At 56.6% G+C, this 14,057-nt stretch carries 7 protein-coding genes and 1 tRNA gene; 7 read left to right on the top strand and 1 reads right to left on the bottom strand.

What is annotated here, in order from left to right:
* The first annotated feature begins 22 nt into the window (after positions 1-22).
* From glgB to MUY35_RS05900, 7 genes are all read left to right on the top strand, one after another.
* Positions 23-2,221 (top strand): 1,4-alpha-glucan branching protein GlgB, encoded by a 2,199-nt coding sequence (glgB, locus tag MUY35_RS05930; RefSeq protein ID WP_248364732.1) that lies wholly within the window; start codon positions 23-25, stop codon positions 2,219-2,221.
* A gap of 36 nt (positions 2,222-2,257) precedes the next feature.
* Positions 2,258-3,517, top strand: coding sequence for a glucose-1-phosphate adenylyltransferase (gene glgC, locus MUY35_RS05925; protein WP_248364729.1), 1,260 nt, complete (start codon positions 2,258-2,260; stop codon positions 3,515-3,517).
* A 1-nt stretch (position 3,518) separates the two neighbouring features.
* Entirely contained in the window at positions 3,519-4,961 is a 1,443-nt protein-coding gene (glgA, locus tag MUY35_RS05920) for a glycogen synthase GlgA (protein ID WP_248364727.1), read from the top strand.
* Positions 4,962-4,973: 12 nt separating this feature from the next.
* Positions 4,974-7,085 carry a glycogen debranching protein GlgX gene (gene glgX, locus MUY35_RS05915; RefSeq protein WP_248364725.1) on the top strand — a complete coding sequence of 704 codons (2,112 nt, stop codon included), beginning with the start codon at positions 4,974-4,976 and terminating at the stop codon, positions 7,083-7,085.
* The gene (malQ, locus tag MUY35_RS05910; protein WP_248364723.1) at positions 7,072-9,099 is read left to right on the top strand and encodes a 4-alpha-glucanotransferase; all 2,028 of its coding nucleotides are present in this window, start codon (positions 7,072-7,074) and stop codon (positions 9,097-9,099) included. The genes glgX and malQ overlap by 14 nt, the downstream gene beginning before the upstream one ends.
* Positions 9,080-10,711 carry an alpha-D-glucose phosphate-specific phosphoglucomutase gene (locus tag MUY35_RS05905; RefSeq protein WP_248364721.1) on the top strand — a complete coding sequence of 544 codons (1,632 nt, stop codon included), beginning with the start codon at positions 9,080-9,082 and terminating at the stop codon, positions 10,709-10,711. The genes malQ and MUY35_RS05905 overlap by 20 nt, the downstream gene beginning before the upstream one ends.
* A gap of 111 nt (positions 10,712-10,822) precedes the next feature.
* Positions 10,823-10,896, top strand: a tRNA-Gly gene (locus tag MUY35_RS05900).
* Between the two features lie 105 nt (positions 10,897-11,001).
* Here the strand turns inward: MUY35_RS05900 and MUY35_RS05895 are convergent.
* Positions 11,002-14,052, bottom strand: coding sequence for an efflux RND transporter permease subunit (locus tag MUY35_RS05895; RefSeq protein ID WP_248364719.1), 3,051 nt, complete (start codon positions 14,050-14,052; stop codon positions 11,002-11,004).
* Between the last annotated feature and the right edge of the window lie 5 nt (positions 14,053-14,057).

Here is a 14,057-nt window from a genome sequence, read left to right as displayed (position 1 = left end):
AGTTCCGGAAAGGGCTGTCACAATGATCGATCCAGTTGACGCAAAGCTAATCAACGACGGTGAACATTCCGACCCGTTCTCTGTTTTGGGGCTGCACGAGGTCGACGGCAAGTTCGTCGTGCGCGCCTTTGTCCCCGGCGCGTCCAAGATCGAGGTTCTGGACGCCAAAACCAACCGCAAAATCATGTCGCTGACCCCCGCTGAAAACGCGCCCGATGTGTTTGTCGGGCAGGCGGCCCGGCGCAAAAAGGCGTTTGCCTATGTTCTGCGGATTACCAAAGACGGGCACAGCTGGGTGGCTGGCGACCCCTACCGCTATGGGCCTGTTTTGGGCGAGATGGACGAATACCTGATTGGCGAAGGCGCGCATCTGAACCTTTGGAAGGTGTTGGGCGCACATGTCATGACCCATGAGGGAACGTTAGGCACACATTTTGCCGTCTGGGCGCCCAATGCCAAACGCGTCGCGGTTGTTGGCGATTTCAACGGCTGGGACGGTCGGCGCAATCCAATGCGCAAGCGCGGGCAGACCGGGGTTTGGGAAATCTTCGTTCCGAACATCGGCGAAGGCGAACCGTACAAATACGAACTGCATGACGCCAGCGGTCATCTATTGCCCCAAAAGGCTGATCCCTTTGGGTTTGGCGCAGAACACCCCCCAAAGACCGCATCAGTGGTGCGCACGCTCGAAGGTCACAAATGGTCGGATAAGAAATGGATGACCAAGCGCGAAGCTTTACATCGCATTGACCAACCCATTTCTGTCTATGAGGTGCATCTTGGGTCTTGGCGGCGCGTACCTGACGACGGCAATCGACCGCTGTCATATCAGGAACATGCCGAACAATTGGTGGCATATGCAAAGGACATGGGGTTCACCCATATCGAACTGATGCCAGTGTCCGAATATCCCTTTGACGGCTCGTGGGGGTATCAGCCGGTCGGGCTTTACGCGCCCACCATTCGCCACGGAACACTGGAAGAGTTTCGTGCGTTCGTTGAAGCCTGCCACGCCGCCGATCTGGGCGTGATCCTGGATTGGGTTCCGGGCCATTTTCCGGAAGATCAACATGGCTTGGGCAAGTTTGACGGCACGCCGCTTTATGAACACCAAGATCGCCGGGAAGGCTTTCACCCGGATTGGAACACGCTGGTCTATAATTATGGTCGGCGAGAAGTCTCAAACTATCTTGTCGCAAATGGTCTTTATTGGCTGAAAGAACATCACATCGATGGTCTGCGCGTGGATGCCGTGGCCTCGATGCTTTACCGGGACTATTCACGTAAAGATGGCGAATGGGTCCCTAACAAGGACGGCGGGCGCGAAAACCTTGAAGCGATCGCGTTTTTGCAACGTACCAACACGGTGGCCTATGGCGAAATGCCGGGCATCATGACCATTGCAGAAGAAAGCACAGCCTTTCCCGGTGTCAGCGGCCCGGCGGACCAAGGCGGGCTTGGCTTTGGGTATAAGTGGAATATGGGCTGGATGAACGACACGCTGTCATACATGAGCGAAGACCCCATCCATCGCAAATATCATCACCACAAAATGACCTTTGGGCTGCACTATGCCTTTTCGGAAAATTTCATCCTGCCAATCAGCCACGACGAAGTTGTGCATGGCAAAGGGTCGATGATCGAAAAGATGCCCGGCGATGGGTTGGAAAAATTCGCCAACCTGCGGGCCTATTACGGGTTCATGTGGGGGCATCCCGGCAAAAAATTGCTCTTTATGGGATGCGAGTTTGCGCAGGGGGTAGAGTGGAACCACGATGCGTCACTTGACTGGCATCTGATCGAAAATGATCTGCATGGCGGGATGCAGCGATTGGTCCGCGATTTGAACACACTTTATCGCAGCACCCCCGGCCTGCACCAACTGGATTGCAAACCCGAGGGGTTTGAATGGATCGAGGACGGCGCGGCGGACGAGTCAATACTCGCGTGGGTGCGACACGGGACAAAGGATGCGCCGCCCGTTCTGGTGGTCGGCAACTTCACCCCCGTCGAACGCCAAGGGCGGCGCATTGGGGTTCCCCAAGCCGGGCATTGGATCGAACGATTGAATACCGACGCCGCGATTTACGGTGGTGGGGATCGGGGCAACATGGGGTCCGCCGACAGCGAACAAATCGCCGCATCAGGCCGCGCACATTCCATTTCTTTGACGTTGCCGCCACTATCAACGCTATTTTTCGAGCTGAAAAAGGACGAGTGATCGACACTATTCTTACTGTTTACCGGGAGGGAAACCATGGACCGAGAGTCTCAGCGACTGGCGCAACAATCGATGGCCTTTGTCTTGGCGGGAGGGCGCGGCAGTCGACTTTACGAACTGACGGACAGGCGCGCGAAGCCGGCGATGTATTTTGGTGGGAAAAGTCGGATCATAGACTTTCCGCTGTCCAATGCCGTCAACTCGGGTATCCGACGCATCGGCGTGGCGACCCAGTACAAGGCCCATTCGTTGATCCGGCACTTGCAGCGCGGCTGGAGCTTCTTTCGCGAAGAGCGCAATGAATCTCTGGACATTCTACCGGCATCGCAACAGCTCGATAACGAGAATTGGTACAAGGGCACCGCCGATGCGGTCACCCAAAACGAAGACATCATCAAGGGCTATGCGCCCAAATACATCGTGATCCTTGCGGGCGACCATATCTACAAGCAGGACTATTCGCTGATGATCAACCATCATGTCGAAAGTGGTGCGGATGTGACGGTCGGCTGTATTGAAGTTCCACGCGCCGAGGCAAGCGGTTTTGGTGTGATGAAGGTCGACACCGAAGATCGCATCCTTGATTTCGTCGAAAAACCAGCCGACCCGCCCGCGATGCCCGGTCACCCAGATATGGCGCTGGCAAGCATGGGCATCTACGTATTTGAGACGGAATACCTTTTTAAGCTGCTTGCAGAATGCGCGGCCACGCCGGGTTACGGTCATGATTTTGGCGGCGATGTGATCCCCAAAATCGTGAAAGAAGGCAAGGCCATCGCCCATCCCTTCAGCCGCTCGTGCGTGCGGTCGGATATGGAGGAACAAGCCTATTGGCGCGATGTGGGGACGATTGATGCGTTTTGGCAGGCGAATATCGATCTGACCGATTTCGAGCCGGAACTGGACCTTTATGATACGACTTGGCCGATCTGGACCTATTCGGAACTGACCGCTCCCGCGAAGTTCATTCACAATGAAGAAGGGCGGCGCGGCCATGCGGTATCGTCCATGGTCTCTGGCGGCTGTATCATTTCCGGCTCCACCCTTGATCGGTGTCTGATGTTTACCGGCGTGCGCACACATTCGTTTTCGCAGCTCGAAGGGGTGGTCGCCATGCCTTATGTCGAAATCAACCGAAAGGCGCGCCTGCGCAACGTTGTGATTGATCGCGGTGTGATCATCCCTAGTGACTTGGTTGTTGGTGAAGATGCCGAACTGGATGCAAAGCGGTTCCGGCGATCCCAGAATGGCGTTTGCCTGATAACCCAACCGATGATTGATAAACTGGACCTGTGATGTGAACATTCTTTTCGTTGCCTCTGAATGCGCGCCGTTCATCAAGACCGGAGGCCTTGCCGATGTAATCGGTGCGGTGCCAAAAGTGTTGGCCAATTCGGGCGCAAACGTCAAAGTATTGATCCCGGCCTATCCTGAATTGGCCCCCTTGGTGTCGGACGCAAAAACGGTGGTCCAATTTGATGACCTGTTCGGCGGTCCGGCTGAGATTGTTGAAGTGACCGCAACCGGGATTGACCTGCTTTTGCTGGTCGCACCGCATCTTTATGACCGCGCGGGCGGCATTTATCTGGGCCCTAATGGCCAGGACTGGTCGGACAATGATTTGCGCTTTGCCGCGTTGTCATTCGCCGGTGCTAAGGTTGCAACGGACGGTGTTGGGGGCTGGATGCCCGAGGTCGTCAATGCACATGATTGGCAGGCAGGGCTCGTGCCTGCTTACTTGCGTCAAACGGGCAAGGCTTGCCCACCGGTGGTCATGACCATTCACAACATCGCGTTTCAGGGCGTGTTTGACGCCACGCGTCTGGCCGACCTATGGCTAAAGTCGAAAATGTTCACCCAAGATGGGGTGGAATACTTCGGCAAAATCAGTTTTCTCAAAGCTGGGCTTGCCTTGTCAGACGCGATCACAACCGTCAGCCCCAGCTACGCCTGCGAGTTGCTGACACCAGATTTCGGCATGGGGATGGAAGGGCTTTTGCAAGCCCGCCGCTCCGACCTAAGCGGTATCCTGAACGGGATCGATCTGGATGTTTGGAACCCGGAAACCGACCCGCACCTGCCGGCGACCTACAGCGCACGCAGTCTGAAAAAGAAGGCAGCGAACAAGGCAGAGGTTGAGGCACGGTTTGGCTTGACCACCGGTGATGGCCCCTTGTTTTGCGTTGTCAGCCGTCTGACCTCGCAAAAAGGTCTGGACATGTTGCTGGACTGTTTGCCCGACCTCGTGGCCCACGGTGGCAAGCTGGCAGTGTTGGGCACCGGCGAGACAAACTTAGAGCGCGCATTTGTCGAAGCCTCAAATCGATATGCCGGCTCGGTCGGTGTGATTATCGACTATGACGAAGCACTGTCGCATTTGTTGCAAGGCGGCAGCGACGCGATCTTGATCCCGTCGCGGTTTGAACCTTGCGGTCTGACTCAGCTTTACGGTCTGCGATACGGCACCCTGCCGGTTGTAGCCCGCACCGGCGGTCTGGCAGATACCATCATTGATGCCAACGAGGCCGCGTTGGTCGCCGATTGCGCAACGGGTTTTCAGTTTGCCCCAATCAACGCCACCATGCTGGGCCAAGCGATTGCACGTGCTTGTCATACGTATCGCCAACCCAAGATATGGACCGCAATGATGCGACGTGCGATGCGTCACCCTGTTGGGTGGGACCAATCAGCAGCGGCCTATCAAGCGATCTACGCATCTTTGATTGAGCGGCGCGATTAGGGGCGCGTATTGATGAACACCCCTCAGATATCAAGCGGCACAGCCACCCGGCTTGGTGCACATCACGACGGAAATGGCGTCAACTTCGCTGTGTTTTCAGAAAATGCATCAGCGATAGAGCTGTGCTTGTTTTCACCCGATGGCAAAACGGAAACTGCGCGGATCAAATTGCCCGAACGCACCGGCCCAGTCTGGCACGGATATGTCGAGGGTTTGGCGATTGGCAGCCTGTATGGCTACCGCGTCCACGGCAGCTACGCACCCGAACAAGGCCACCGGTTTAACCCCAATAAGCTGCTCGTTGACCCTTACACGCGCGAACTTCACGGTCAGTTCGAAAATCACCCCGCAACGCTTGGCTATGATGAAGGTTCCGCCCGCGAAGACATCTCGTTCGACGAGGCGGACAGCGCGCCCTATGTGCCAAAATCTGTCATCTCGGACCCCGCGTTGTTTCAAGCCGCCAAACCTGGCAACCGCAAACAGCCCTCAAAAGACCTGATCTATGAAGCCCATGTCAAAGGCCTGACCCAATCCAACCCTGATGTGCCTGAGGCATTGCGCGGGACCTATGAGGGGCTCGCCAGTGACGCCGTGATTGAACACCTTCAAAGCCTCGGTGTCGGCGCGATTGAATTGTTGCCTGTGCACAGCTTTATCGACGACGCGTTTCTGTTGGACCGCGGGCTGACGAATTACTGGGGTTATAACTCGATCGGCTTTTTTGCAGTGGAGGCCAGATATTTTGGTCCCAATGGCTTGACCGGATTTCGCAAGATGGTCGAACGGTTCCATGAAGCGGGCATCGAGGTGATCCTTGACGTGGTTTACAACCATACTGCCGAAGGCGACCAAAGAGGCCCGACGCTTTCGTTTCGCGGGCTCGACAATGCGTCGTATTATCGCCTGAACGCAGGGCAGCCGCGTTACTATGCCAATGATACCGGCTGTGGAAACACGTTGAATGTTGCCCATCCCTATGTGTTGCGCATGGTGCTGGACAGCTTACGGTTTTGGGTCGAGTGCATGGGGGTTGATGGGTTCCGTTTTGATCTTGCCACAACGCTTGGGCGTGAAGCACACGGGTTTGACCCTTGGGGCGGCTTTTTTGATGCCCTGCGCCAAGATCCGGTCTTGTCTGGCGCACGAATGATCGCCGAGCCATGGGATATCGGCCCCGGCGGCTATCAGCTTGGTGGATTTCCACATGAATTTCTGGAATGGAATGACGCCTACCGCGACACCGCGCGGCGATATTGGCGCGGCGATGCGCATAGTGCGCAGGAACTGGGTGCGCGATTGCTGGGCTCGGCTGACAAATTTGACCGCGCCGGGCGGCGCAGCTCATCTTCGGTGAATTTTCTGGCCAGCCATGATGGTTTCACCTTGGCAGACACGACCCGATACGAGAAGCGGCACAATCAGGCCAACACCGAAAACAACCGCGATGGGCATCACACGAATTATAGTGACAATTGCGGCGAAGAAGGCGATAGCGACGACCCAGAAATCCGCGCCAAGCGTTCGCGGCGGCAACGCAACATGCTTGCCACGTTGTTCATGTCGCAGGGTACGCCGATGCTTTTGGCAGGTGATGAGTTTGGCAATTCTCAGGATGGCAACAACAACGCCTATTGTCAGGACAACAAGATCGGTTGGCTAAACTGGGATCAGGCCGATCTGGATTTGCAGGCGTTTGTTGCGGCCCTTTCGGCGTTCCGTCAGGCACATCCATGCCTGCGTCAAACAAGATTTCTTCACGGTGCCAAACGAGCAAGCGATGGACTGCTCGATGTGGAGTGGACTGATTTTGATGGCGGCCCACTGGGCTGGCGCGACCCCGGCTTGTCAAATTTTTGCCTGACCGTGCGATGCTCGGCCGAAGCGCCTGAATACGAGCCGGATCATGACCTCGTGTTCATAGCCTTCAATCGAACGGACGAGCAGCTTTCCGTAAATTTGCCAAAGCCACCAAATGGGCAGCATTGGGTGCGCGGCATCGACACAGATACTGCCGTGCAAAACGCATATCCTAGGCCGGAGTCGGACACGGCGGTCATTGCGCCTCAATCCGTCGTTGCCTTTGTTGTAATATCCGACGGGGCAACCCATGAACCCGATTGACGCGAAACTGGTGACACTTGCGAAACGCTGCAGGATCTTGTCGCAATATAAGGACATGCAGGGTCGCGTGCATGTTACATCGCCTGACACCCAACGCGCCTTGCTGAATTCCATCGGAGTTGAAGCCGACAGTGACGCGACGGTGCAGAAGAGCCTCACGAAACTGAATGCTCAAGCCAAGCAACGTCAGTTTCCTGAAGAGGTGATCGTTGAAAGCGGCAACGCCTTCCAGCTTGCATTTGGTGAGGGCGCGGCTTGGACTCTGCGCGCTGATGACGACATGGCAGATGTGGCGAATGGCATCGCTGGGGGTGATATTTCATTGCCGCCACTGGCATCCGGTGTTTATGAACTTACTACCCGCGTTGGTGATCAGACCGAGGTCGTGCGTATCCTCGCCGCGCCGCGTCGTCTTGCCTCTGTTCAATCGCTCACCGGGGTTGAGCGTCTTTGGGGGATCAACCTTGCGCTTTACAGCCTGCGTTCGACCCGAAACAGCGGGCTTGGGGATTATGAAGACCTTGCAGGCATGGCGACACTTGCGGGGAACATCGGGGCGGGTTTTGTCGGCGTGAACCCGACCCACAATATGGGATTTGCGGACAGCTCGATCAGTCCCTATTCCCCGTCTCATCGCGGCTTTCTGAACACGACCCATATTGCGTTGGATGCCATCCCGGGGTTGGAGGGATCGCGCCGCGCACATCAGATATTGGCGAAAGAGGCATCGCAGTTTGCGTTGCTTCGCGCCTCAGAAGAAGTCTCTTATCAGCCGCACAAGGCTTTGCATTGCCGCCTGATGGACGCGTTGTTTGCGGTGTTCTTGGATGAAGCAAAAGACCCTGCCCCCACCCAGCTTCAGGCCTTCATTCAGGATGCCGGGCCAGAGCTCCAAAGGTTCGCCGAATTTGAAGCGCTCAGCGAGGTCTATGGGTCAGATTGGCGCGATTGGCCTGACGTCCGGCAGGTTGAACCCGACCCAGAACGGATGCAGTTTCATATGTGGATGCAATGGGTGGCGGATCACCAATTGCAAGATACGCAGCGAAGGGCGAAAGCAGCGGGCTTGTCTTTGGGCCTTTACCTCGATCTTGCCGTTGGGCCACGCCGCAGTGGCGCCGAAAGCTGGTGCGAACGGGCAAGCATTGCGCAAGACGTGTCGATTGGCGCACCCCCTGATCATCTCAGCCCAGAGGGGCAGAACTGGGACCTTTCCGCATTTGCCCCAAGCAAGCTGCAGCGCGCAAACTATCGACCGTTTCGCCGTATTCTGGCGCAAACCATGCGGCACGCAGGCGTCGTGCGTATCGACCACGTTCTTGGTCTGAACCGAAGCTTTCTGATCCCTGACAATGGCTGTCCCGGCGGCTATATTCGCCAACCGCTAGAATCGCTGATCGCGATCATCAAAATCGAGGCTGAGCGCAACAATGGTGCCGTTATCGGCGAAGATCTTGGCTTGGTTCCCCCAAATTTTCGAGCCACGATGCGCAATCACGGGTTCTATGGCTATTCAGTGTTGCAATACGAAAAAACCAAGACCGGGCGCTTTCGCAATCCCGCCAAGGGCCGTGCGCAGGTCTTGTCGTGTTTTGCGACGCATGACACCCCGACGGTCAAAGGTTATGAAACCGGGTGCGATATCAAATGGTGGCAACGATTGGGCTGGATTGATGAACACCAAGCGAAATCTGCCCAGCGCGACCGCACCAAGGACTTTGCCGCGCTTACACGAATAGCAGATAGGGCAACCGATTTTCACAGCTCGGTGCATGCGATTTTGGCTAGATCACCCGCCAGCCTGATCAGCATTCAGCTCGATGACATCTTAGGTGTCGCGGAGGCCCAGAACTTGCCGGGTACCATTGACGAACATCCAAATTGGCGCCGCAAATACCCTGTCCGTCTGGAAGACCTATCCAAATTCAAAGGCCTGCGGCAGCTTAGCGATATGATGACCCACGCTCGCCCCACCCGTAAGAAGGAAGCATTGCATGACTTTTCAAACAGTTAGTACAAAACCAATTGAGGGTCAGAAGCCTGGCACATCTGGCCTGCGGAAAAAGACCCGCGTCTTTATGGAGCCGCATTATCTTGAGAATTTCGTCCAATCGGTTTTCGATGCGATCGGCGGCGGCCAAGGCAAGAAACTCGTGATTGGTGGGGATGGTCGCTTTTTCAATGCGACCGCCATTCAGATCATTATCAAAATGGCCGCCGCGAACGGCGCAGCGCAGGTCATCGTCGGGCAAGATGGTTTGCTGTCAACGCCAGCGGCATCGCATCTTATTCGGCTCAACAAAGCGGATGGCGGGTTTATCCTGTCAGCCAGCCACAATCCCGGTGGCATTGATGAAGATTTCGGGCTGAAGTTCAATGCGGCAAACGGCGGGCCCGCACCCGAAGGCCTGACGCAGTTGATGTTCGAGGCGACAGAAAAGATTTCGACCTACAACATTGCAGATATTGACGATGTCGATCTGACGAAAATCGGATCAACAAGCCGCGCAGACCTGCAGGTCGTAATTGTCGACCCGGTCGAAAGCTATCAAGCGCTCATGGAAACACTGTTCGATTTCGACGCGATCCGCGATCTATTCGCGGGCGGGTTCACAATGCGTTTCGATGCGATGCACGCCATCACCGGACCCTATGCCACCGCAATTCTTGAAGACACGCTGGGCGCGCCAAGTGGGACGGTTGTTAACAAAATCCCGCTGGAAGATTTCGGCAAGGGCCATCCCGACCCCAATCCAATCTGGGCAAAGCCGCTGATGGATTTGATGATGTCAGATAAGGCCCCCGATCTGGGCGCCGCGTCAGACGGTGACGGCGACCGCAACATGATCGTTGGTCGTGGCGCTTATGTTACGCCATCTGACAGCTTGGCCATTCTGGCGGCGAACGCCCATCTGGCGCCCGCATATCGGTCGGGAATTGTCGGTATTGCACGCTCAATGCCAACAAGTGCCGCCAGTGATCGGGTGGCCAAAAAACTGGGCGTTGAAGCGTTTGAAACACCAACCGGTTGGAAGTTCTTCGGCAACCTGCTTGATGCGGGCAGGGTCACTATCTGCGGCGAGGAAAGCGCGGGCACAGGGTCCGATCACGTGCGCGAAAAAGACGGCCTTTGGGCGGTTCTGCTTTGGCTGAACATTCTGGCAGTCCGCAAAATGTCCGTTGCTGAAATTCTACGCGACCATTGGCACACCTACGGGCGGGATTACTATTCGCGCCATGATTTCGAAGCGATTGCCACGGACAAAGCGAATGCGTTGATGACTGACCTGCGCGCTCGTTTGACTGATCTTGCGGGGCAGTCGTTTGCGGGGCTGACGGTCGCCTCTGCCGATGAGTTTTCGTATCTTGACCCCGTGGATGGATCGCAAAGCAATCAGCAGGGCGTTCGTGTCTATTTTGAAGGCGGCGGACGCGCCGTGTTCCGCTTGTCTGGCACGGGAACCGAAGGGGCCACGCTCAGACTTTATCTGGAGCAATATGCGCCCCCGGAGGGCGACCACGGCGTTGATCCTCAATTGGCCTTGGGACAGGTGCGCGACGCCGCACAATCACTTTGCCGGATGGAGGCATTCATAGGCCGGACCACGCCTGACGTTATGACCTGAACGAGGGGTTTTCAGGAACCATTTAAGAGCGCGGCCATCAAACCTACTGGAATCCCTCGCCGTGCGGCCTTGACGCCCAGAAGCGCATGAAATATGTCGTAATTCCACTGGGCGGGCGTTGTGTAGTGGTAAGACCTTAGCCTTCCAAGCTAATGACGCGGGTTCGATTCCCGCCGCCCGCTCCAGATAATTTAGCCTCATTCGTTTCCCGGATTAATTCAGGCGAAACCGCAGGTACTTGAGGAAAAAAGCCGCCCGATTGAGGCGGCTTTTTCGTTGGTTGGTCGGGATCACGCGATTGCCGCGGCTTGCTCTTTCTTCTCGTCCCCTTTGAAGAAGACGTAGTAGAAGACCGGCGCGGCCACCAAGGTCAGGACCGAGGCAAAAGCCAGCCCGCCCATGATCGTGACTGACATCGACACGAAGAACGCGTCCGTTAGAAGCGGCGCCATACCAAGGATCGTGGTAATGGCCGCCAGAACAACTGGCCGGACCCGTGAAGCCGACGCCTCGATAATCGCTTTGCGCAGAGGCACCCCTTCGGCGCGTACCAGGTCGATTTCCTCGACCAAAACGATGCCGTTCTTGATCAACATGCCCGACAGGCTCAGCAACCCAAGAAGCGCGGTAAAGCTGAACGGAAGCCCTGTGCCCAGAAGGCCGATAACGACACCGTTCACCGACATTGGCACCAACAGCCAGATGATGATCGGCTGACGGATCGCATTAAACAGCAGGACCGAGATCATCACCATGATCAACACACTTAGCGGCAGTTGTGCGCCAAGGCTGGCCTGCGCTTTAGATGCGTTTTCAAACTCGCCGCCCCATTCCACCGAATAGCCAGCCGGAAGCGATATCGCCTCAACAGCAGCGCGGATTTCGCCGTGGGCTTGGGCGGGGGTCACGTCGGTTGCGACATCGGCCCCGACCGATATGGTTGGCACGCGGTTGCGCCGCTGAACCAGCGTATCCTCAACCCGGTATTTGAAACCATCGGTCAGCTGTTCTATCGGCAGATAAGTGCCCGCCACAGGCGAGAACACGAGCTGGTCGGTCAGGCTAAATTGCTCGGGCAGGGGACGACGCATGATGATCGGGATCTGCCGCTCGCGTTCGCGATACACGCCAGCGCGAAGGCCATCGGTCGCAAACAAAAGCGAGCTTGCGATATCATCGCGGTTCACCCCTGCCGTTTGGGCGCGTTGGGTGGCATAGACGGGCTCGATCACCAATTCCTGCTCGCGCCAATCGGTGCGCAGGTTCAAAAGATTGTCCGAACTGTCGGCCATAACCTGCATCGCCTGATCTGCCAGACCACGCAGCACAGCCGGGTCACTGCCGGAAAAACGCGCCTGAATGGGATCACCGCCACCGGGGCCAAACACCAACCGCTGCACGCGGAATTCAGCCTCGGGAAAGTTTGCCTTTCCGAACGCTTCAAGGCGCGCGTGAATGTCCGGGATCGCGTCCAATTCGTTTGTGCGAATGATCAGGTGGCCATAGCTTTGATTGTCCTTGCCGCCATCATAGGTCAGCATAAATCGCACCGCACCCCGTCCCGCATAGGACGCGACCGTGGTGACGTTCTCTTCTTTCAGCAACCAGTCTTCCATGACCCTAAGGTCATCCGAGATCTGCTGGATCGCACTGCCCTGCGGAAGTTTATAGTAAACAAAGAACAGCGGCGTGTTCGAGTTGGGGAAGAACTGCTGCTTTACCGATCCAAACCCGACAAAGCAGGCCATGGTGATCGCAACAAGACCGGCAATGACCGGCCAGCGGAATGTTAGGGATTTGTCCAAGACTTTCTTGTAAAGCACGAAGAATTTGCCGGAATAGGCATCATCCGCGTCCTGATTGCCCAGCTTGAACAAGTAATGGCCCAACAAAGGCGTGACCGTCAGCGCCAGCACCCACGACAACAACAGCGAAATCCCAATCACAGCGAAAAGCGAGAACAGGAATTCGCCGGTGGAATCCGGCGACAGCCCGATGCCTGCGAACGCCATGATCCCGATCACCGTCGCCCCCAGAAGCGGGATCTGGGTTTTCTTCGCGGCGTCGTCGGCGGCATCAAGCGATGGTCGTCCCCGCTGCATTGAAATCTGCATCCCTTCCGCCACGACAATCGCGTTGTCCACCAACATGCCCATGGCGATGATCAAGGCACCCAGCGAAATACGCTCCATCTCGATCGAGAATATGGACATGAACAGCAGCGTTCCGACCACGGTCAGCAGAAGCGTCGACCCGATAACAACGGCGGCCCGCCACCCCATAAAGGCGCCCAGAACGATGATCACGATCCCGACCGACATCGCGAGATTTTTCAGGAAGTCGTTCGAGCTTTGCTCGACCACCATGTGTTGTTGATAGATCGGGTGCAGTTCGATCCCGTGCGGAATATCGACAGACAGGTGGGCCAGACGTGCATCGACACGGTGGCCGACCTTGACGATATCCTCGGTGTCCAGCCCGGCAATGCCGATGGTGAACGCCTCTTGTCCATTGAAGCGAATGATCTGATCCGGGGTTGCAACGCGCCCACGGCTTACATGCGCCACGTCAGCCACGTTAAATAGCTGGCCATTCACCCCAATACTAAGCGACGCGATGTCGGACACGGTTTCCGACCCTTCGGGTGCCTGAAACATGATCCGCGCGCCGTCTTTGTTCAGCGCCCCGGCTAACGACACCGAATTCGCTTCCGACACCGCGCCGATGATCGCGTTAGGGGGAATGCCCTGATTGACCGACAGGGTCATGTTGGGTTCGATGTAAATTGCCTCTTCCGGGATGCCGGACAGGTCCACACCGGCGACCCCCTCGACCGCCAAAAGTTCGCGGCGCAAGAAGGTGCCAAGCTCGTATTTCTCAGCGTCCGTAAACCCCGGAGCGGTCACGGCGTAATACAGTCCGAACACATCACCGAAACTGTCATTCACGAAAGGTGGGCGCGCATTGTCTGGCAGTTGACGCGACGTGTCACGCACCCGCGCGCGCAATCGGGTCCAGATGTCGGGCAGTGCGTCGGCTGGATAGGTTGACTTGATCTCAATATCGATCCGACTTTCGCCGGGGCGGTTGGTCGAGGTGATCTTGTCGACCTCTTCCATCTTCTGAAGCGCGCTTTCCAGCGGTTCAGACACTTCCGTCGCCACTTGCGCCGCACTGGCGCCGGGATACTGGGTCACCACGACCGCTTGCTTGATCGTAAAAGCCGGGTCTTCCAAGCGACCAAGATTGAAGAAGCCCCAGATGCCGCCCAGCAGCATGGTAAGGATGATCAGCCACGTATAAAGCGGCTTCTCGATCGAGGCGCGTGCGATATTGAGCATAACCG

The organism is Aliiroseovarius sp. S1339 (genome assembly GCF_023195695.1).
In the GTDB taxonomy this organism is placed as follows: domain Bacteria; phylum Pseudomonadota; class Alphaproteobacteria; order Rhodobacterales; family Rhodobacteraceae; genus Aliiroseovarius.
Note: the sequence above shows the minus strand (reverse complement) of the source record. Positions and strands in the feature narration are given on the sequence as shown.